Raw genomic sequence first — 20,865 nt, 5'->3', positions numbered from 1 at the left:
AGAGTGTTTTTTCTGTTTAGAATTATTGTGGATCTAAGGCGTTTTTGTAATCCGCCATCACAAAGGTTTGTGAACGGTCGGTTTCTATATTTACCATGGTGAATTGGGAGGTGGATTTATCTGTCTTGCTCGAAAAATACATTTCCATCAGGCTCCCATCGGGAAATCTATCCAAGGTGACTTTGTTTTCGGACTTCATGCGTTGGGTTAGAAATGGACTGTTTTTTCCCCAGAAGGATTGGAGTCCGGCGATAGGTTCTGTACTGATCCAATAAGAAGCCTCCATCTCTTCATTTTGGGCGAGGTATTCCTCACAAGAATAGCCTAATATGGTCTTACTGTTGCCCGTTTTTTCGAAGGTGAAGTCTTCTAACTTATAATCGTCACTTTCTTCTTCCGATGCTACGCCACCCATGTTTTCCATCATGTTTTGCCAGTCTAGGCCGAAGGCCATCCGGGTCTTATTTTCGCCTTCTTCTACCAGCATGATCGTTGCATTTTGCTGAAAGTCGAAAATCATCACCGAGCGCTCTTTGGTTTTCGTATCGGATTGGTCGATGAACTCCATCCCCGTAAGCTGTTCATTGTTGCTTAAGTAGGATTTGATCAAGACAGGATCGGCAGTTTTTCCGTTTGATTCCGTGCCGGTAACCTCCATTTCGGCAAATCCCACAAAGGTATACGAATCTGCTATTTCTACATTGGTATTTATAGATTCCAATATTTTACCAAAGTCATAGTTTACGCCCTCTCTCGGGCCTCCATAAAGGTTTCCAAAGGCTTTTTCAAATTGTCTTTGAGTAGCTTTTTCTACCTCGCTTACTACTCTTTTTTCCACAGCGCGAGCTACGCCTTCCTCTGCGGCGTTTTTAAGTCTTCGGAGTAGTTGGGCCTCCGATAAAAAGGGACCGAAAAAAAGTGATACCGAAACAAAAATCACGGTTGAGATTTTCATAGTATGGTGGGTTTGGTTATGAGGATAAAGTTAACGAAATAATGATCAACTTCAAAAAAGGCAGTTTTTTAGTATTTTCATTCTTAGTTGATTAAATCTCTAAAATATATTCTATGATTCCTGCGTTTTTTCCTTTTGGTCTAGTCACCAATAGTGGAAATTGATCGTTGAGTTGGATGAGGCGCTCGGCCATGCTTCCTATAAACAGTGCAGTGGCAGCTGTCCGCCCCTTTGCGCCGATAATGATTCCGTCTGCCTTGATCTCCTTGGCCACCCGAATGATATCTTCCACAGGGTCATCATCCTCGTCTTTGGTGTACACCGCATGGATTTTGATGTTTTTGGTGTCGATTTTCCGAATAAATTTTTTAAAGTTAATTTCTGCATGCGTTTGCATAATGGAGGCAAATTCATCGTAGCTTTTTCCGGTAAAGTGGTATCCCGAAGGAACCGTAAACACGTTTTGGCATACAATTTCTACCTTTTCCCCACTTCGTTCTGCAATGGTGACGGCCTCTTCCATCGCATCTCTGGAATAATCGGAAAAATCACTGGGAACCAAGAGTTTCTTGATTCTAGGTTTACTGTTTTCGGGAACGATCATCAACGAACAACTCGCCCTGCGAGCCAATCGCTGCGAGACTACTCCCGAACCAGGAAGGGATACTTTGCGGCCCACCAAAATCATATCGGCAGACTTATCGATGGCCAGTTTTAGTATTTTTTTTGAGAGCTGCCCCTCTTTGACAACATAGGCAATCTCTACGTCGATACCTTTGCCAAAATGGGCCTCCACGGTCTTCCTCATTTGAGATTTACGCTCCTCGATCATTCCATCTATCAGATTCGGAAATTCATTTAGCACCTCCTTCGGAATGTTTAGGTTGCGGATGACATTGGTAAAATAGATTTTTTTGGACTGGTTTGTCTCTGCGATGAATGCGGCAAATTTAACCAACGTAGCATCCATGTCAGTCTGGTCTAGGCAGACGATCAGTTTTTTGATTTGGTACATGCTGATTTTCCGGCGTTTGGCTTATGGTAAAATAACGTCAACATACTGTTTGTAAAAAATGTCTCTATTTCTTGTAAGGTATAGCTTTTTGGGTTTGATAGCAAGAAGCGATGGTATTTTTGGGGTATTAGCTTAAGTGATGGTTAATTATAGCTTATTGATTGGTGATCTTTTTTCTTCAAAATGACCGATTTTCCAGCCAAAGCGTTCACTTTTTTGGTGCCGGGTGTCGCTTGGTATATAGACATCTTTCGGTGCTTCAATTTACATTTACCGATTTCCCATCGTATATTTGTCAGGAGTTCGGGCCGATGACATGTTCAAACTTCACAAATGAATGAAAATGCCGAGTGAAGCCCATTTTCAAAACCAGGCCTCATCTTGGGCCTTTTGGTCATTAGGACCTCGCTTTACAGCAGGATAACAGTGGAAGGTTGCGATCTGAGGGCAGCTCAAATCTTGTTTTATAGGAGGTTTGTAACACTCCAAGGTCCGGACTCTTATCAAAGGCGGGATCATCCGGCATAGCTGCTAGATGGTCCCGCTTTATTCGCTTAATAGAGCATCCTAAATCGGATAGTTCCCTGTATGTTTTTTAGGTCGTCGATGACCCGGCTCGAATAGGCTTTGTCGATATCGGTGATTACATAACCTATTCTCTCGTTTGTTTTTAGGTATTGCCCCACAATATTGATTTCGTGATTCGCCAGGATCTGGTTGATTTTTGCCATGATCCCCGGTTCATTTTGGTGTATGTGGATCAACCGGTGCGCATTTTGCAGGAATGGAAGCTGGATGTTAGGGAAATTGACGCTGTTGTAAGTGTTGCCGGTGTTGATATACTCCATGATTTTTCCCGGCACAAATTTAGCGATGTTAATTTGTGCCTCTAGTGTACTGCCTCCGATGTGAGGAGTCAAAATGGTATTGGGAAGTCCCAACAGCTCGGATTCAAACGGTTCCTCGTTGTTTTTGGGTTCTGAGGGGAAAACGTCAATTGCAGCACCTGCCAGGTGCCCGGATTCTAAGGAATCCTTTAAAGCAGGAATGTCAACGACATGGCCACGGCTCAGGTTAATTAGAAGGGCTCCTTTTTTCATTTTTTGAAGCCGTTCCCGGTTGATGAGATTGTGGTTTTCTTTGCGGCCATCTACATGTAAGCTAATCACATCACAGGTCTCCAGCAGGCTGTCTAGGGATTCGATTTTAGTCGCGTTTCCGAGCGCTAGCTTTTCCAAGACATCGTAGTAATATACATCCATGCCCATGTTTTCAGCCAACACGGATAACTGCGCTCCGATATTTCCATAACCAATAATTCCCAGTTTCTTTCCTCGGATTTCAAAGCTGCCGGAGGCCGATTTGTCCCAAATGCCTTTATGTAAGTTTACACTCTTGTCAAATAATTTTCGTCGGAGGAAAATGATTTCTCCGATAGCCATTTCTACCACAGAACGGGTGTTACTAAAAGGGGCGTTAAATACAGCGATTCCTTTTTCCTGACAGGTCTCCAGATCAATCTGATTGGTGCCGATACAAAATGCTCCAATCGCAATCAACCGGTTGGCATTTTCGAGAACTTTTTTGGTCACCTGGGTTTTGGATCGTATGCCCAAAACTGACACCGTTTTGATCTTTTCTGCAAGCTCTTCTTCGGAAAGGGCAGAGTTTACGACTTCTACGTTGTATCCTTCCTGTTTCATAAGCTCTATGCCTACCGGATGCACATTCTCCAGCAGTAGGACATTGATACGGCTTTTGGGATAGGAAAACTTTTTATTCAGCTTATTGACGTAGAGTATTTCGTCAAAACTCGGAGCAACATGGTCTGCCTTGGCAAGTACTTTCGGACGGTTCACATTTTCGGTAAATGCGTAAAATTTGTTGGCCACCCCGGAAGCCTTGATTTCATAATCGGTGTAGCCATCACCCACCACGTAGATGTCTCCTTCGAGGTTCAGACGTTTTATGGTCTCGGGTTTTCCGTTGTTTTTGGAAAGGGGGTTTTCCCGGTTGAAGTCCACGATTTGTTCAGCATCGTCATAAATGAACTCATTTGCAAAGACATTTTCTTCCCGGATCCCATACTCAGCGACGATGGGCAGAATGAAATCTTTAAAACCGTTTGAAATGATGTATATATCAGCGGCATTTTCCCTCAAAAATTCCTTGTTACGTTGAAAGGAGGTCGATACTTTACTTCTCAGCGCTTGGATCAATTCGGAAATTTGGGACTTATTGGCATTTAACAAGGACAGGCGTTGCTCTAAGCTTTCTCTAAAGGTAATACTACCTTCCATTCCCCGGTCTGTGATATCCTTTATCGCTTGAAGTTTTTCTTCTTTTTTAGGATCTTCTTTCAGACTGATTTCTCCCAATATATCCAAGGCTTCTACCTGAGTAAAGGTGCTGTCAAAGTCAATAATGAATTTCTTCGTAACTGTCATTTCGCTGGTAAAATTTTTATAACAAGACGCAAAATTAACAGATAAAAAAATATTATGAAGGTTTAGTTTGAAATTACTTTAGCGAAAGCGACCTTTTGCCACTTCTCGGTAAGAGGTACATGGAGCTGTTTTCTGCCTGATGGATTTGAAACGGGTCTGGACAAAAAAGATGGGGCTTTTTCGGGTCAATGGAAACTGTTTTCCTATCTTTCGGAGTTATTTGACCATACTACACTAACTGGAGATGTCGAAAGAAATTCTACTAGCTTATGCCGTCATTGCCTTATTGGCTAGCTGCGGCAAAACGTCAGACAAGGGGAATTTGGATGAGAAAGCTCTTTCCAGCGTGACCGGGGTCTATGGAGATCCATTAAGTGATCGTACGCCACACTCTTTGTCCCAAATGCAAGGGTATATTCGCCACGAAGGGAACTTTGAGGGCAAGGTGACCGGTATCATCAAGGAGGTGTGTACACATAAGGGATGTTGGATGACCTTAGCACTCCCCGACGGTTCTGAAATGCGGGTTACTTTTAAAGATTATTCGTTTTTTGTGCCCAAAAATGTTCAAGGATATTCAGTCACGTTAGAGGGAGTTGCAGAAATTTCGGTTACGGAAGTTGATATGCTCAAACATTATGCAAAGGATGCGGGAAAGCCCCAAGTGGAAATTGATGCTATTACTGAACCTGAGGAGTCCGTGGCATTTGAAGCCTTCGGGGTGGTCATTGAGGAGGGTGTATAATTTAAATATTAGCTGTTTTTAAGCACGTTAACCTATGCCGTTGGCACTAGACAATCTGAGAGTAGGTAGAGCCTACAGACTGGTCAATTTTGGAGAAGTAAGAACGTTGAAAGTGTTGGAAAAGGTCAGTGCCAACAACTTTCGAGTAAAGGACATGGATACGTTGGAACAGTACGAATTGGAAGAGTTGTTGCGATGGGGAAGAGGAAGCGATTACGATTTAGATGAAATAATTGAATAACGATGAGTAATATTGACAAAGAGGTGCCCGGTCTGACCAGTGCGCTGATAGGCTGCAAGTGTCCCCGTTGTCGGCGCGGCGGTCTTTTTCCGGTTCCCGTTTACAGTTTTTTAAAGCTGACAGTGGTTAATAAGCAATGCGCAGTTTGCGGTGAAGAGTTTGCCCCGGAACCTGATTTTTTTTACGGTGCCATGTATATTAGCTATGCCCTGTCTGTAGCGTTGTTTATCAGTATTATGGTGGCGTTGAACGTATTGTTTGAAGACCCCGCACTGATGCTGTACATAGGAAGTGTGGTGGTATTCAATGTGCTCCTACTACCTCTTATGCTTCGGTATTCAAAAGTGCTTTATTTGTATGGGGTTGGTCGAATTAAGTTCCGAGGATATTAAGGTTATCCCATTTGGGTCACGAATCGATTATTTTTTTCATAGCTAACTAAGTAATTCATTTGCTTTTCGCTAAAAAAAAATCAAAAAAGTTGAAATTTATTAATTGTTAGTAAAACTTACCACAACAAAAGTCGTATACACCTGTTGTTAGTTAGTTTAATGGCTTGTCTATGGATCAAATTTTAAATTCAATTGTGGTTCAGGTTACCGATGAGGTTTATCTAAAGGACCCACTTAGCTCGGAACTGGGCAAGAAAATTATTCATGAGAGCCTGTTTCTGATTGCTGATCTGGGAATGGAGGGCTTCACGTTTAAGAAATTGGCAGATCGTGTGGGCAGCACAGAGGGAGCGATTTACCGGTACTTTGAAAATAAGCATAAGCTGTTGGTCTATCTGACTGCTTGGTATTGGGGTTGGCTTGAACATCACTTGGTCTTCTATATTTCCAATTTAGCCGACCCTTACGAAAAAATGCGTATAGCGATAAAATTGTTGGTAGAAGGGCCCCATACCAAAAAGAACCAATACTTGGATCCCGAGATGCTGACGCAGATAGTAACAGAAGAATCCTATAAGTCGTTCTTGACAAAGGAGGTGGACATAGAAAACCAGAATGGTTACTTCAAGCATTTCCACCGGCTGAGTGCACGACTGGTAGCATTGGTAAAGGAAATCAATCCATCCTATAAATATCCCAAGACCTTGATATCGACACTTATGGAAGCCACGCTGCTGCACGCTTATTTCCGAAAGCATATGCCAGCGATGACAGAGGTTGGTTTAGTGGGAGATGAAAAGGTGGATTTTTACAACGAGTTGATATTTAAAACCCTGAAGAATGAAAGCTGATTACCTGCAAACGCCTTTGAATCGGTTTTTTAACCTCTTAAAGGAAGAGAAAAAAGAAGTTTATGCGATCTATTTCTACGCAGTCCTTAACGGAATTGTATCCCTTTCCCTTCCCTTGGGCATACAGGCTATTTTGAATTTCATATTAGGAGGGAGGATGACAACTTCTTGGACCCTTTTGGTAGCCATTGTTGCTTTGGGGGTTATTTTTGGAGGTTTTCTACAAATCAGTCAGCTGTATCTTACAGAAAAACTGCAACAGCGGATATTCAGTAAATCGGCGCTTGAGTTTGCGTACAGGCTACCGCGTATAAAGCTAGAGGCGCTCCGAGGAAAGTATGCTCCAGAACTTGTAAATAGGTTTTTTGATACCATAAATCTCCAAAAGGGCGTATCGAAAATTTTGATTGATTTCAGTACGGCCACGCTACAGGTGTTTTTCGGGCTGATTCTTCTGGCAGTATATCACGAGTTCTTTATCATTTTTGCAGTAATTCTTTTATTGCTTCTTTACCTGGTATTCAGATATACCAGTCCAAAGGGAATGCAAACAAGCTTGAAGGAATCTTCTGCCAAATACGAAGTGGCATACTGGTTGGAAGAAATAGGGCGCACACTTGGGACATTTAAATTGGCTGGTTTTTCAGATCTGCCGTTTATGCGGGTGGATAGATTGGTAGATAAGTATGTGGGGTTCCGAAACAGTCATTTTGCCGTCCTTATTTTTCAATACAAGATTATGATTGCCTTTAAGGCGTTGATTGTGGTGTCCTTATTGGTGGCAGGAAGTGTTTTGTTGATGAATGACGAGATAAGTATCGGACAATTTGTGGCGGCTGAAATCATAATCGTATTGATCATCGGGTCAGTGGAAAAGTTGATTTTAAGCTTGGAAGTGGTATATGATACGCTCACTGCTACCCAAAAGATCGGGTTGATCATGGATATGGATCTAGAGCGTACTGAAGGGATTGATAAGCCTTTGAAGATTACAAACGATGGACTGACTTACGAATTAAGGAATCTTACCTACCGCCCGGATGGAATGGACGTTCCCATATTGGATCGGATAAATCTGGAAATAGGCGAAGGGGAAAAAGTTGTCGTTACAGGAAAGAGTGGCTCTGGTAAAAGTTCTCTGTTATATCTGATGGCAGGTCTAGTAGAAGGTTATTCAGGCAATATTATAATCAATAAACTTCCTTTAGAGGCAATTGCGTTGGAAAAACTGAGGGGAATGATCGGAGATAGTTTATCCCACCAATCGATTTTTTATGGGACGATCCGGGAGAATATCACGGTAGGCAAGGGAATTGGCGACGAACAGAGGCTTCGGGAAATAATAAAGCTTGTGGAGTTAGACGAATACGTTTTCGGACTCAAGGATGATTTGGAAACGATGCTGCTTCCGGAGGGAAAACAGCTAAGCCATGCGGTGATCAGTAAGATTGTGTTGGCACGAAGCATTTACTGCGCTCCTAAACTAATGTTACTGGAGGAGGAATTTAATCACTTAAATAAAAAGGACTCGAAAAAGCTGCTTGATTACATATTTGGTGGTCCGTGGACCTTGGTGGCTGTTTCTAATCAGGAGCAAACGTTGGAGCGTGCGCAGACAATCATCGAACTGGACCGGGGTGAAATAGTCTTTAAAGGTACTTATAGCGCATACAAGTTATATTTGGAAGGTAAGAACTCGTAAGATTATGCTAAATATTTCAAATAATTCGGTTAAGGATCGAATCGATCCCTATTCATTTGACAGTTATAGGCAGACCATTCCCCACGATGAAAGCCGAAAACGGGTACGGATTCTTTGGTATTGTCTTTTGGTTGCCTTTGTTCTGCTTTTTTTGCCATGGACCCAAAACTTTAGATCTAGGGGGATGGTGACAGCTTTGAAGCCGGAACACAGACCACAAACCGTACATTCGATTATTCCGGGAAGGATTGAAAAGTGGTATGTGCAAGAGGGCGACTTTGTAAATAAAGGCGATACCATCCTATTTATATCGGAGATAAAGGATGAGTACATGGACCCTGAACTGCTGCTACGTACGCAGAGACAGGTAGAGGCAAAGGCGATGGCGGTTCTCTCCTATGAGGAAAAAGTCAAAGCACAGGCAAATCAGATCAATGCATTAGCCGATAATAACATACTCAGAAAGGAACAGGCAGAGAATCGGCTCGTTCAAGCCAAATTAGGCGTAGAATCGGATAGCATTGTGCTTGAGGCAGAAAAGCTGAATCTTTCGGTGGCCATGGTGCAGCTGGAGCGGATGGAAATGCTTTACAATCAAGGTTTGAAGTCACTCACGGAGTTTGAACAACGAAAGATCAAATACCAAGAGGCGCTGGCGAAGAAAATCAGTGCGGAGAATAAATTATTAAGTAGCAAAAATGCTCAAATAACCGCACAAATAGAGCTAAATGCAATCGATAACGATTTTAGAGATAAGCTTGCTAAGGCAAATGCGGACCGGTATACGGCTTTGTCTGATCAGTATGATGCGGAAGCAACAGTAACCAAGCTGGAAAACCAATTGTCAAACTACACCGTTCGCTCGGGTATGTATTATGTACTGGCACCGCAATCCGGGTATATCACCAAGGCGATACAGGTAGGTTTGGGGGAGACGATTAAGGAAGGTGCCGAGATCGTAAGTATCATGCCAGAGGATTACTCTTTGGCGGTTGAGTTATACGTGGCACCGATTGACTTACCCTTGGTTAAATTGGGGAACAAGATACGCTTTATCTTTGACGGCTGGCCTGCAATCGTCTTTTCCGGATGGCCTCAGCTATCCAACGGTACCTTCGGTGGTCAGGTGTATGCTATCGATAATTTCACCAGTGCGAATAATATGTACCGGATTCTGGTGGTCCCCGATCCCGACGAAGAAGCTTGGCCGGAAGCCCTGCGACTAGGCTCCGGTGCTGACGGAATCGCCTTGCTAAACGATGTGCCGATTTGGTACGAGATATGGCGACAGATGAATGGGTTCCCTGCTGATTTTTATACCTTGAAGGAGGTGAAGGAAATCAGTGCAAAAAAGTGAGACCTTGGAAGAATAATCATTGTTTGTCTAATAAATTAGATTCAAAAGTGCTGACACCATCCGAACCATCGAACCAACGAAGGCAGTTTTTATTTATCCCCGTTTTTTGCATACTATTCCTGGTGTTTAGTGGCCACAGGACGCTTGCGCAAGAAACACTCACTTATTCGGATTTTCTGGTGTGGGTGAGGGATTTTCATCCGCTGGCAAAGCAAGGGGATCTTACATTGGAATTGGGCAGACAAGAGTTACGAATGGCCCGGGGAGGCTTTGATCCGATAATTTACGGAGATCAAAATGAAAAGAAATACAGCAATACGCAGTATTACAACAAACGAGAGGGAGGAATTGTCGTTCCGACGGTCGCCGGTGTTGAGCTTAAGGGGGTGTTTGAGCAAAATATGGGTACGTATTTGAATGCGGAAAATACCGTGCCCCAGAATGGGCTATTAGCAGCAGGAGCGTCGATCAACTTAGGTGAGGGGCTCTTTATTGACCGAAGAAGAGCGGCTTTACGACAGGCGCAGGTATATGCCGATGCCACGGTAGAGGAGAGGAGGTTTTTATTAAATAACCTTTATTTGGATGCGACTTTTGCCTATTGGGATTGGGCGAAGGCATACGCAGATCTCAAGGTATTTCAGGAGGGTGTAAGCTTGGCTCAAGTACGATTTGAAGCGATCAAGTCAAGTTTTGAATTTGGAGACCTGCCTGCGATAGATACCGTTGAAGCTTATACGCAGGTGTTGAATCGTACTATCCGGCTGCAAAACGCGGAAAACGCATTTTTCGCAAAGACACAAGAGCTAAATGTTTTCCTGTGGGATGCAGACGAAAATCCCATTTTTTTAAATCCCGAAATATCACCGATGAGCCTGACCACAGAGGTTTCCGATGTCGTAGATATTGTAGAGTTGAGGAGTATGCTTCCCAATCATCCGGAGTTAAGGCTGTTGGATTACGACTTGGAGTTTTTGGATATTGACAGACGTTGGAAAGCAGAACAGCTAAAGCCGACCGTAAAGGTCAATTATAATTTTCTTTCCGAATCTGTGCGCCCCTTGGAGACAGGTCCTTTTTTTGAAAATGATTATAAATGGGGGATAAGTATCAGCACACCATTGTTTTTGAGGAAGGAAAGAGGCGCTTTGGGTGCTACACGGGCAAAGATAAACATGACTCGTTATAAGCGGGATTTAAGTGTTCAGAAATTACTGGCTACTTTAGAGAAGGAATACAATAGTTATTTGGTGCTGGGAAGGCAACTGGTGACCTTTGATAACAATATCAAAGGGTTGCAGCGTCTGTTGGAAGGTGAGCGTATCCGTTTTGAAATGGGAGAGAGTTCATTATTCCTAATTAACGCAAGGGAGATATCCCTATTTGACGCCTTGGTTGTGTTGAACTCCATCAACGCGAACCAAAAAATAGCCATTTCAAAAGTCCGCGTCGCGGCGGGTATTGGATTCGAAGAATAACCCTTTTTTCGTTATTCGATTAGTGGTTTCAATTTTTCAAACGTAAGTGGCTTTTCGATAAAACCGCTTACATAGGGGAATTCTTTGGCCCGCTGCCTATCCTGGAAATCGATGCTGCTGGACAGCATGATAATCGTATCTTTTCTGCCGATGCAGGATTGTGCATACTCCTCTAAAAAATCCCATCCGTTCATCACAGGCATGTTGATGTCTACTAAGATCAGTAGTTTTTGCTGGGTATCTTTGGACTGAATATCAGAGAGTGCAAGTTCAGCTTCAAGGAAATCTTTGGTAGCAGGGGATATATGCAGTTTGTTGATCAACCGTTTGTTAATAAGGTTATTTATCGGATCATCGTCAATTAAAACAATCAGGTCGAACAAATGCATTGATAGCGTGCTTGTAATGTATAAAATCAGTATGTAAGGAAGACCGGGTGTAGTTAAACGTTTGGATTATACGGTCAAACTGTACAAGAGTGTAAAATTAAAAACAAAAATAAAAAAAACAGGGAGGTTTTTAGACCTCCCTGCAAGAAATATCACGAAGTGAACGAGATTACATCATTCCGCCCATTCCGCCTCCTCCGTGCATATGCTGTCCTCCTGCAGGAGCATCTTCTTTGATGTCAGCAACTACACACTCGGTGGTAAGAAGTAACGCAGCGATTGAAGATGCATTCTCCAGCGCCAATCGTGTTACCTTGGTAGGATCGATTACACCCGCTTCGAAGAGATCTTCATACTTGTCAGTTCTGGCGTTGTATCCGAAATCTCCTTCGCTTTCTTTGATTCTGTTTACGACAACGGATCCTTCTCCACCTGAGTTAGCTACGATGGTACGAAGGGGAGATTCTACCGCCTGACGGATGATGTTGATACCGGTATCTTCGTCATCGTTAGCTCCTTTCAGATTATCCAGCACTTTTGCTGCTCTGATCAAGGCTACTCCACCACCCACAACGACACCCTCTTGTACCGCTGCACGGGTAGCGTGCAGTGCATCGTCTACGCGATCTTTTTTCTCTTTCATTTCTACTTCAGTAGCGGCTCCTATGTAAAGGATAGCCACACCACCGGAAAGCTTAGCCAATCTCTCCTGTAGTTTTTCTCTGTCGTAGTCTGAAGTAGTTTTTTCGATCTGGGTTTTGATCTCGTTGATTCGACCTTGGATGGCTTCTTTTTCACCAGAACCATTCACGATCGTGGTATTATCCTTGTCGATATTGATTTTTTCAGCCGTACCTAAGTAGTCTAGCGTCACATTTTCCAACTTGTATCCTCTTTCCTCAGAAATAACCGTTCCGCCGGTTAGGATAGCGATGTCTTCCAACATGGCTTTTCTTCTATCTCCAAAACCTGGGGCTTTCACCGCAGCTACTTTTAATGCACCTCTGATTTTATTCACTACCAAGGTAGCCAAAGCCTCTCCGTCTACATCTTCAGCAATGATCAAAAGTGGTCGTCCGGATTGTGCTACAGGCTCCAATACGGGCAGCAACTCCTTCATCGCAGAGATCTTTTTGTCGTAGATAAGGATGAAAGGATTCTCCAGTTCAGCCTCCATCTTTTCGGTATTGGTGGTGAAGTAAGGAGAAAGGTATCCTCTGTCAAACTGCATACCTTCTACCGTTTTTACTTCGGTTTCGGTACCTTTTGCTTCCTCTACAGTGATTACACCATCTTTTCCAACCTTTTCCATCGCATCGGCAATCATGTTTCCGATCTCTTCGTCATTGTTGGCTGAGATGGTTCCTACTTGTGCAATCTCCTTACTGGTAGAAATTTGCTTGGATGAATCCTTTAGGGACTTTACTACCGCTTCTACCGCTTTGTCAATGCCTCTCTTCAGATCCATTGGATTCGCGCCTGCCGCTACGTTCTTTATTCCAACGGAAAAGATCGATTGCGCAAGGACGGTCGCTGTTGTAGTACCGTCACCGGCGTCGTCGGCGGTCTTGGAAGCTACTTCCTTTACCAACTGGGCGCCCATGTTTTCGATGGCATTTTCCAACTCAATTTCCTTGGCCACTGTAACACCATCTTTGGTGATAGCAGGTGCTCCAAATTTTTTATCGATGATTACATTTCGACCTTTGGGTCCCAAGGTAACCTTTACGGCGTCTGCAAGCGCATCTACGCCTTTTTTTAACCTATCTCTAGCGTCTGTTTTGAAAAATAATTCCTTAGCCATTTTCTTTTCTTTTTAATTTAGTTTTTCTGAATAGATGAATGATTAAAGGATCGCGAAAATATCGGCCTCCCTCATGATCAAATAATCCGTACCGTCAACATTTAGCTCGGTGCCAGAGTACTTACCGTATAGTACGGTGTCACCAACCTTTACTGTCAATGGCTCATCTTTTTTGCCGTTGCCTACTGCTACGATGGTGCCTTTCTGAGGCTTTTCTTTTGCAGTGTCAGGAATGTAAAGGCCTGAGGCTGTTTTTTCTTCGGCTGCAGCAGGTTCTACCAAAACCCGGTCTGCTAAAGGTTTAATGTTCACTTTAGACATTTGTTTAGCTATTTTATAAAGTTAAGTTTCAACAATTACAAAGTCCCACATTGCACTTATTATGCCAATTGATTTGGCGTTATAAATACTGCCATATCGTCGCAATTTGGAGAGAAGGCATGTCAGGTTTACCGTATAACCCGAAAATTAGTCTGACATTTTTTCGTCAAGGTATTGATCGGCATGTCAGTTTTTGCTAACTTTTGTCTGATTAAAGGCCGTTAATCATCGGGAATTGCCCGTATTTAGGCAACGTTAGGGATAAAATGTCATACAGGGTGTTCCATGCAGTGTAAATGGTGATCTTTGTACGGGGTTTCGAAATAGACAGAAAACGCATATGATTACCTTGTCAGAAAATTGGTTGTCAGAAGGCTGGATGGATTTTGAATATAAAAAATACATGTTACTTGCCTATCTGCAGCATGTTAACGTTCAGTTTAGGGAAGTCAAACTCTATCCGCCACTTGCCGAGTTAATTCAGCATTACGAAAAGCTAAAGGCGTTGGAGTCTGGGAAATCCCAGCTGAAAGCATCATTTCCCAAAACAGTGAAGGGACTGGAATGGGAGAGGCTACAGTTATCTTATCAAGAAAGGGTACAAGATGATGAATGGATCAAAGAAATGCAGTCCATTGTGGATTTTGCTTTGCCGCAGATCAAGCATCACATTGAGGATGGAAAGGCGATTTATGACTTGATCGAAAGGGGAATAGCCATTGAGCCGGTGGGGATCACCCCGATATATCAGCGGGAAGGCTATGCATTGTTAACCTTCGAGCGGAATAAGGATATTTTTATCTACCGATACACCGTAAGTATTTTTCATCAAAGTGGGGACTTGTTGAGAGGGATCGCGCTGCGGTTTGTAGAAAAGGCTCGGTATTCACTCGTAAATACGCTTCAAAAAATCAAATTGGATCTTGCCAAGCGTTTTACAGATCTTCCCAACCCCTCCGCGTGGCGTATTCACTCTGAAAACTTGGTGCCATTTGAAGAAAGCTTGGTTCCCATAAGCAAGCGCCTTCTATTAAAAACAGTCAATGCCTAAGTGATTTCCACTTAGGCATTGACTGTCATACATTCGATCATGAAAGCCGATCGCGCTTAATCCTTTTTCTTCAAAAGTGATTTTTCTTCCCTTGTCAAAATAGGTGTGGGCTTAACTCCTGCTTTTTCTACAGCCAGCTGACGTTCTTTTTCTTTGTTTTTGATGATCTCTGCTCCCGGTTTTGCAAACAGTATCTGATAACCCTCAGAAAAGCTTTCAGCTTTTCTGAGATCTTTGAATATGTCAATCCACTCATGGAAAACCAAATAAACGGGGTTGTAAGAGTCCACATTTTTCGTTATTCCATAGGTAGGACGCTCTTTTTCGGGCATGAATGTGCCAAACATACGATCCCAGATAATAAATGTAGATCCGTAGTTTTTATCTAGGTAATGGGCGTCACTAGCGTGGTGTACCCGATGGTGGGACGGCGTGGTAAAGAAGTACTCAATAGGTGCTGGCAATTTTGTAATGTACTCCGTGTGAATCCAAAATTGGTATAAAACAGCGATCTGATGGCAGATGAAGAAAACAAAAGGATCAAATCCCATGAACATTACTGGAACGAAAAATATAATTTTAATATGCTGGGTCCACCCCAAACGAAAGGAAACCGAGAAATTGTATTTTTTGGAATTGTGGTGGGTGATGTGGGTAGCCCACCAAAAGCGCTGCTCGTGCGAAATGCGGTGTGCCCAGTATCTCGCAAAATCTACTGCAAAGAAGCAAAGAATAAAGGACCACCATGTGGCAGGGATCCTAAAAGGGCTGATATTCCAGAAAAACAGGGCAAGACCAAATGTAAACACTTTGATGAGTGCGCTTATTCCAACATTGACAAGACCGATGGTAGCAGCTGCTAAAAAGTCTTTGCCGTCGTAGGTGTCTTTATTTTTATACAAGCTTAATCCCCATTCTGCAAAAACAAGGAGAAACATGACTGGAGCTGCCCACATGATGATGTTGGGCCAATTTTCAGTTCCCAAATCCTGCATGGTTAAGTGGTTTTCGAACATAAGGTATGATAGATTTTGATTAGTTATGAGTAGGGTGAAAGGTACAAAAAAATATCTTTTTTATCAATGCGTCAAGTGAATCAAACAAAGATTTGGGATTCTTGAATGTACTGTTCAAGTGGCGTAAGTGTTGCAAGAAATATGGAATTGAATCAATTGGGGTTGTAAAATCAAAGAGGCAAGTCTGGTTATAAAAAAAACTTCTGAAAGAGCATTTTCTGCTTTTTCAGAAGTTTCCGAAGGATATCGTTCGATTAGAAAGCAGTGTGTCTATTCTTGCTCGGATGTTCCTTCTTGTGTCTCTTCCACCGCTTCTTCGCCTTCCTGCGGAGTAGGCAATAAAGAATTTTCGTCAAAACTTGGCGTTAATATTTGTTTGCGGGCATTTTCAATGTTTGGGGATGTAATGCTGCTACTACTCGTACCCTTAAATGCAGAAGAAGCAAGTGACAAAGCAAGTATGGAGATAGCTAACACCCACGTAGCCTTTTCTAAAATATTTCCGGTTTTGGTTACGCCCATTATCTGAGAGGCACTTCCTCCAAATGCAGCACCGACTCCGCCCTTTGAATTTTGACCCAAGATCACCAATATCAATAATACGGCGAGAACGATGATGATACCAATAAATACAGTAAACATGTGATTCGTTAATTTATATTCAATTTCTTAATACAATCCGCAAAGTAAGCTTTTTTATCTGGATATTTCAACTGTAACTTCTCATAAATATTTTTGGCTTCCCGAAGTTTTTTTTGTTTTACCAATAGCTTAGCAAAGCTTTCAGACACCATGGAGTCGTTGAGTTTAGTGCTGCTGATGGAGAGGTCTTCAAGAACCGGCCCTGAACCATCCGGATTTGGCAGGGGCGTTAAGCGGATGTTTTTTTTGGTAAAATGACTAATCAGTTCAATCTGAGCTTTTCCTTTCTCATTGGGGATTTCTTTTTTCTCCTTCTTTTTGATCGCTTCTAGCAACTCGTTAACCCGCGGCTCAGAATTGCCGCTATTATTCTGATGTGTTTTAGGTTCTGCTTCTTCCGTCCCAAGCGGGCCTACAGGTTCAGCCTGAACATTTTCCTGCAATTTGGACAGGTTTTTCTCCAATTGCTTAAGTACTTCTTGGCGTTTGGAAATTGCATCTATAGGACTTTTATCGACAAGAACCTCGTTTTCTTCCAAATCCTTCCCATTTCCGTCGATTTGATTCGGTAAAGCGTCCTCTGCTTCCTTCTCCCCGGACTCAGATTCCATAGCAGGGTGCTGTGTATCGGTGGTTGGTTCTGGTTCCGCTACATTTACTTGCTCAGTAACTGACAGCGCTATGTCCAAGCCGTCAGGTGCAGGATTTATAAAGCCCCATTCGCTGTATACCAACTCCTTGAGACGGCTTCGGTTAGGAACTCGTACTGCTGCATTGGATATGAACTCGGAAGCTGCTTCATTTTTTTGGGATACGGCAATCTTTGCTGCCAAGATGCGAGGAATCGTAAAATAGGGATAGGCAGCAATAAGGTCAAGGGACTGGGTTAGGTCTCCTTCCTGTAGGTTATTTCCCCGATTTACCACTGCTAAGAATTCCTTTGCTGTCACACCTTGCTTAATTTGTTTTGTTAAATATAACGGTTAAAATCTAAACTTACCAGTTTGCTACTGTGGAAGTAAAAACGTCTTGAATAATATTTTCAAAAATTACTTCCACCAATTCAGTTTCCACCTGCAAAAGAGAGGTGTTTCTAGGGTCGTAGTCTTGAAAGAAATTAAAGGTTCGTTTCATATTTGCCGATTCGTCGGCCAGATTAACAAACTCCACCTCCACAGCAATGGTGATACGCATCTGTCCCGCACGATCCGGCTGCGTGGGGCTTTGACTGGAAACCGTTGCTTGGGGAGTGATCGTGTAGCGGCTTATTGCGCCAGAGAATTGAAGGTCACCGTTGCCTCTTATAAGTTCGAGCTGCGTGTTTCGTTGGAAATAATCCTTCAGGTTTTCTGTGAAAAGCTGCCCCATATTGGCAGGACCGCCTCCTGAATCGTTGAAGAAGTTTTCCACGGAAAACGTCTGGGTGACATTATAGTCAAGGGTGGTTCCCGTAAAGCTATATTCCACCTTACAAGCTGCAAGCAAAAGGGCAACTAGGCAAACAAATGTCCGCCACATAGGTAGGTTATTCCTCAATATCATACTGCTTAATCTTACGGTAGAGTGTCCTTTCCGAGATCCCCAAATCCTGAGCCGCATATTTACGTTTATTGCCGTGTTTTTTCAGTGCGCGGACGATCAATTCTTTTTCTTTTTTCTCAATCGATAGGGAGTGATCGTCTTCTTCGTGGGCGATGTCTTCGATGGCATCTTCTTGGTATTCTCTTTTTGGGAGTCCACTACTTACCCCCCGTTCGGGGAGGTCAGGCTCTGGTAGGTTTTCCAGTACCAACGGCAAATTAGAAGGAACAGATTCCTCACTCACGAAGCCATCCGAGTGGGTTTCCATGTCTTCGAATAAACCTTGGTGTTTCTTCATGATGGATTGGCTAAGGCCACCGGATTGATAGGATTCCAAAACAAGTTTTTTTAGATCCGTCATATCCTTTTTCATGTCAAATAGTACTTTGTACAGAAGTTCCCTTTCGGAAAAATCCTGATTTTCTGCCCCTTGTCTATTTCCGATCAGTGAAACGGGAAGATTGTAGCTGGTGGATGGCAGGTATTTACCAAGGGTAATGGCATCAACTTCCCGGGTGTTTTCCAGAAGAGAGATTTGTTCGGCAATGTTTTTTAACTGGCGAATGTTCCCTGGAAAAGGAAATTTGAGCAACAGGGCCTTTGCGTCCTCGGAAAGGGTCACAGGCTTCACGTGGTAGCGGTCTGAAAAGTCTGAGGAAAACTTCCTAAACAGCAGGATGATATCTTCGCCACGCTGGCGTAGGGGAGGGACGTAAATGGGAACTGTATTTAACCGGTAATAGAGATCTTCTCTAAACTTACCTTTTTCTACTGCCTTGATAAGGTTCACGTTGGTCGCTGCAATGACCCGTACGTCGGTTTTCTGAACCTTGGAGGAGCCCACCTTTATAAACTCGCCATTTTCCAAAACCCGAAGTAGCCTGGCTTGCGTTCCAAGTGGCATTTCGCCGATCTCATCCAAAAAAATAGACCCGCCGTCAGTAACTTCAAAATAGCCCTTTCTGGCTTCGTAGGCGCCGGTAAATGAACCCTTTTCGTGGCCAAACAATTCAGAGTCTATCGTTCCCTCTGGTATCGCCCCGCAGTTAATGGCTATAAACTTTCCATGCTTCCTTGTACTAAGCGAGTGGATGATTTTTGAAAAGGATTCTTTGCCACTTCCACTTTCACCGGTGATCAACACGGTCATATCTGTAGGGGAAGCCTGCATAGCCACTTGTATGGCATGATTGAGCAGCGGGCTATTGCCTATTATGCCGAAACGCTGCTTGACGCTTAAAATCTCCGAGTCACTGATCATCATCATAGCCTAGTAGGGTTAGGAGAGTAACTCGCCGAATAGGGTAGCAGAGGAACAGTCAGTGATTTTTACGGTTACGTATTGGCCTATTGTCAAATTCCCTTTTGGTACGATAACCACTTTGTTGGCAGAGTTTCGACCCTTTAGGTAGTCATCGGACCGTTTGGAGACACCCTCAATAAGAATTTCCTGCCGTTTTCCGATATCCAGTTGGTTTCTGGACAGGGATAACTGGTTTTGCTTTTCAATGATTTCTTGGAGCCTACGCTTTTTGACGGGCAGCGGAATATCGTCAGCATATTTTTTTGCTGCAAGGGTGCCTGGACGTTCGGAATAATAGAACATGTAAGAAAAGTCGTATTGGACCTGATCCATCAGGCTCAGCGTGTCACGGTGCTCTTCTTCGGTTTCACTGCAAAAGCCCGCGATCATGTCGGAAGAAATACCACATTCTTCTCCAAGAATTTCCCTGATTTTGGCCACTCGCTCCAGATACCATTCCCGGTCATAGGTTCTGTTCATCAAGTTCAAAACCCTGGAGTTTCCGCTTTGAACAGGCAGGTGGATATATTTGCAGATGTTGTCGTACCGTTTCATCGTATGCAGCACCTCATCGGTAATGTCTTTCGGGTGCGATGTGGAGAACCGGATACGGAGGTTGGGATTTACTTGGGCAACCATCTCCAGAAGCCCGGCAAAGTTCACAATTTGGACATTCTCTCCTTCTTTTTTATTCAACCGGGCTTTGTTGTTTTCTTCCGGTGACCATTTATAGCTGTCCACGTTTTGGCCGAGCAGGGTAACCTCCTTATACCCCTTGGCTACTAGCTCCCGGGCTTCCTTGACGATGGAGTGTGGGTCACGGCTGCGTTCCCGGCCTCTTGTGAACGGCACCACGCAAAAGGAACACATGTTGTCACAGCCCCGCATGATGGAAATAAAGGCCGATACTCCATTGGAGTTTAGCCGTACCGGTGAAATATCCGCGTAAGTTTCCTCGCGGGAAAGAAAGGTGTTGACGCCCTTCTGCCCATCTTCAGCGGCCAGCACTAAATTAGGTAGGTCACGGTACGCATCAGGTCCTACCACCACATCCACCAGTTGCTCTTCTTCCAGTAGTTTTTCTTTTAGCCGTTCGGCCATGCATCCCAATACACCGATGGTTAGGTCCGGCCGGCTCGATTTGATTTGGTTAAACTGCTGAAGGCGTTTGCGGACAGTTTGCTCCGCCTTGTCCCTGATAGAGCAGGTGTTGAGAAAGATCACATCGGCATTTTCAAAGGTAGCTGTCGTGTCAAAACCGTTTTCCTTCATGATGGAGGCGACAATCTCACTATCTGAAAAATTCATCTGACAGCCGTAGCTTTCAATGTAAAGCTTTTTCGATTTGCCGGTATTCTCTTCCGCAGTCACTTTGTATTCGCATGCCTGGGCTTCCTCCGCAGGCAGTATATCAATGTCTTTTATCAGGTTATCCATGTATGTCCATACTATCAGGCAGCAAAATTAGTAAAAATCGGACAAATTGACAGGTGTTTGCTTGGATTTTAATCCATTAGCTGGATAATCAAAAGAAAAACAGTCTTAACAAACCTTGTCGTAACGTAAACAATTTTT

General features: G+C 43.4%; 20 protein-coding genes. 8 read left to right on the top strand and 12 right to left on the bottom strand.

The window, feature by feature from the left end; translation table 11 throughout:
* Positions 1–22 precede the first annotated feature (22 nt).
* The 3 genes from IAQ59_RS08025 to serA form a co-directional block, all read right to left on the bottom strand.
* Positions 23–955 (bottom strand): DUF4412 domain-containing protein, encoded by a 933-nt coding sequence (locus tag IAQ59_RS08025; RefSeq protein WP_209330276.1) that lies wholly within the window; start codon positions 953–955, stop codon positions 23–25.
* Between the two features lie 91 nt (positions 956–1,046).
* Positions 1,047–1,970: a universal stress protein gene (locus IAQ59_RS08020; RefSeq protein WP_209330275.1), complete on the bottom strand. Its 924-nt coding sequence runs from the start codon at positions 1,968–1,970 to the stop codon at positions 1,047–1,049.
* A gap of 554 nt (positions 1,971–2,524) precedes the next feature.
* Positions 2,525–4,417 carry a phosphoglycerate dehydrogenase gene (serA, locus tag IAQ59_RS08015; RefSeq protein ID WP_209330274.1) on the bottom strand — a complete coding sequence of 631 codons (1,893 nt, stop codon included), beginning with the start codon at positions 4,415–4,417 and terminating at the stop codon, positions 2,525–2,527.
* Between the two features lie 244 nt (positions 4,418–4,661).
* On the opposite strand from serA, the gene IAQ59_RS08010 reads away from it, so the two are divergent.
* The 7 genes from IAQ59_RS08010 to IAQ59_RS07980 all read left to right on the top strand — a co-directional run bounded on the left by IAQ59_RS08010 (position 4,662) and on the right by IAQ59_RS07980 (position 11,183).
* Positions 4,662–5,162 (top strand): DUF4920 domain-containing protein, encoded by a 501-nt coding sequence (locus IAQ59_RS08010; protein WP_209330273.1) that lies wholly within the window; start codon positions 4,662–4,664, stop codon positions 5,160–5,162.
* A gap of 34 nt (positions 5,163–5,196) precedes the next feature.
* Entirely contained in the window at positions 5,197–5,403 is a 207-nt protein-coding gene (locus tag IAQ59_RS08005; protein WP_209330272.1) for a hypothetical protein, read from the top strand.
* Positions 5,404–5,405: 2 nt separating this feature from the next.
* On the top strand, positions 5,406–5,795 hold the full coding sequence (locus tag IAQ59_RS08000; RefSeq protein WP_209330271.1) for a DUF983 domain-containing protein: 390 nt from the start codon (positions 5,406–5,408) through the stop codon (positions 5,793–5,795).
* A 170-nt stretch (positions 5,796–5,965) separates the two neighbouring features.
* A complete protein-coding gene (locus tag IAQ59_RS07995; protein ID WP_209330270.1) occupies positions 5,966–6,646 on the top strand; it encodes a TetR/AcrR family transcriptional regulator in 681 nt (226 codons plus the stop codon).
* A complete protein-coding gene (locus tag IAQ59_RS07990) occupies positions 6,636–8,348 on the top strand; it encodes a peptidase domain-containing ABC transporter (protein WP_209330269.1) in 1,713 nt (570 codons plus the stop codon). Before IAQ59_RS07995 ends, IAQ59_RS07990 begins: the two co-directional genes overlap by 11 nt.
* A 4-nt stretch (positions 8,349–8,352) precedes the next feature.
* Entirely contained in the window at positions 8,353–9,705 is a 1,353-nt protein-coding gene (locus IAQ59_RS07985; protein ID WP_209330268.1) for an HlyD family secretion protein, read from the top strand.
* Positions 9,706–9,728: 23 nt separating this feature from the next.
* Positions 9,729–11,183, top strand: coding sequence for a TolC family protein (locus IAQ59_RS07980; protein ID WP_245189494.1), 1,455 nt, complete (start codon positions 9,729–9,731; stop codon positions 11,181–11,183).
* Positions 11,184–11,194: 11 nt separating this feature from the next.
* Here the strand turns inward: IAQ59_RS07980 and IAQ59_RS07975 are convergent, their stop codons facing one another.
* The 3 genes from IAQ59_RS07975 to IAQ59_RS07965 all read right to left on the bottom strand — a co-directional run bounded on the left by IAQ59_RS07975 (position 11,195) and on the right by IAQ59_RS07965 (position 13,697).
* Positions 11,195–11,572, bottom strand: coding sequence for a response regulator (locus IAQ59_RS07975; protein ID WP_209330267.1), 378 nt, complete (start codon positions 11,570–11,572; stop codon positions 11,195–11,197).
* Positions 11,573–11,741: 169 nt separating this feature from the next.
* The gene (gene groL, locus IAQ59_RS07970; protein WP_209330266.1) at positions 11,742–13,376 is read right to left on the bottom strand and encodes a chaperonin GroEL; all 1,635 of its coding nucleotides are present in this window, start codon (positions 13,374–13,376) and stop codon (positions 11,742–11,744) included.
* Between the two features lie 42 nt (positions 13,377–13,418).
* The gene (locus IAQ59_RS07965) at positions 13,419–13,697 is read right to left on the bottom strand and encodes a co-chaperone GroES (protein WP_209330265.1); all 279 of its coding nucleotides are present in this window, start codon (positions 13,695–13,697) and stop codon (positions 13,419–13,421) included.
* Positions 13,698–14,037: 340 nt separating this feature from the next.
* On the opposite strand from IAQ59_RS07965, the gene IAQ59_RS07960 reads away from it, so the two are divergent.
* The gene (locus tag IAQ59_RS07960) at positions 14,038–14,748 is read left to right on the top strand and encodes a hypothetical protein (RefSeq protein WP_209330264.1); all 711 of its coding nucleotides are present in this window, start codon (positions 14,038–14,040) and stop codon (positions 14,746–14,748) included.
* A 56-nt stretch (positions 14,749–14,804) separates the two neighbouring features.
* On the opposite strand, the gene IAQ59_RS07955 is transcribed toward IAQ59_RS07960, so the two are convergent.
* The 6 genes from IAQ59_RS07955 to miaB form a co-directional block, all read right to left on the bottom strand.
* The gene (locus tag IAQ59_RS07955) at positions 14,805–15,764 is read right to left on the bottom strand and encodes a sterol desaturase family protein (protein WP_209330263.1); all 960 of its coding nucleotides are present in this window, start codon (positions 15,762–15,764) and stop codon (positions 14,805–14,807) included.
* A gap of 270 nt (positions 15,765–16,034) precedes the next feature.
* Positions 16,035–16,406, bottom strand: a complete 372-nt coding sequence (gene secG / locus IAQ59_RS07950) for a preprotein translocase subunit SecG (RefSeq protein WP_209330262.1) — start codon at positions 16,404–16,406, stop codon at positions 16,035–16,037.
* Between the two features lie 8 nt (positions 16,407–16,414).
* A complete protein-coding gene (locus tag IAQ59_RS07945) occupies positions 16,415–17,356 on the bottom strand; it encodes a hypothetical protein (protein ID WP_209330261.1) in 942 nt (313 codons plus the stop codon).
* Positions 17,357–17,402: 46 nt separating this feature from the next.
* Positions 17,403–17,948, bottom strand: a complete 546-nt coding sequence (gene lptE / locus IAQ59_RS07940; protein ID WP_245189493.1) for an LPS assembly lipoprotein LptE — start codon at positions 17,946–17,948, stop codon at positions 17,403–17,405.
* Positions 17,932–19,248, bottom strand: coding sequence for a sigma-54 interaction domain-containing protein (locus IAQ59_RS07935; RefSeq protein ID WP_209330366.1), 1,317 nt, complete (start codon positions 19,246–19,248; stop codon positions 17,932–17,934). Before IAQ59_RS07935 ends, lptE begins: the two co-directional genes overlap by 17 nt.
* Before the next feature lie 18 nt (positions 19,249–19,266).
* The gene (gene miaB, locus IAQ59_RS07930) at positions 19,267–20,727 is read right to left on the bottom strand and encodes a tRNA (N6-isopentenyl adenosine(37)-C2)-methylthiotransferase MiaB (protein ID WP_209330260.1); all 1,461 of its coding nucleotides are present in this window, start codon (positions 20,725–20,727) and stop codon (positions 19,267–19,269) included.
* Between the last annotated feature and the right edge of the window lie 138 nt (positions 20,728–20,865).

Origin of the sequence: Lunatimonas salinarum (genome assembly GCF_017811155.1) — a bacterium.
Taxonomy (GTDB): domain Bacteria; phylum Bacteroidota; class Bacteroidia; order Cytophagales; family Cyclobacteriaceae; genus Lunatimonas; species Lunatimonas salinarum.
The sequence above is the reverse complement of the archived record's forward strand: the minus strand, read 5'-3'. Positions and strand labels throughout refer to the sequence as shown.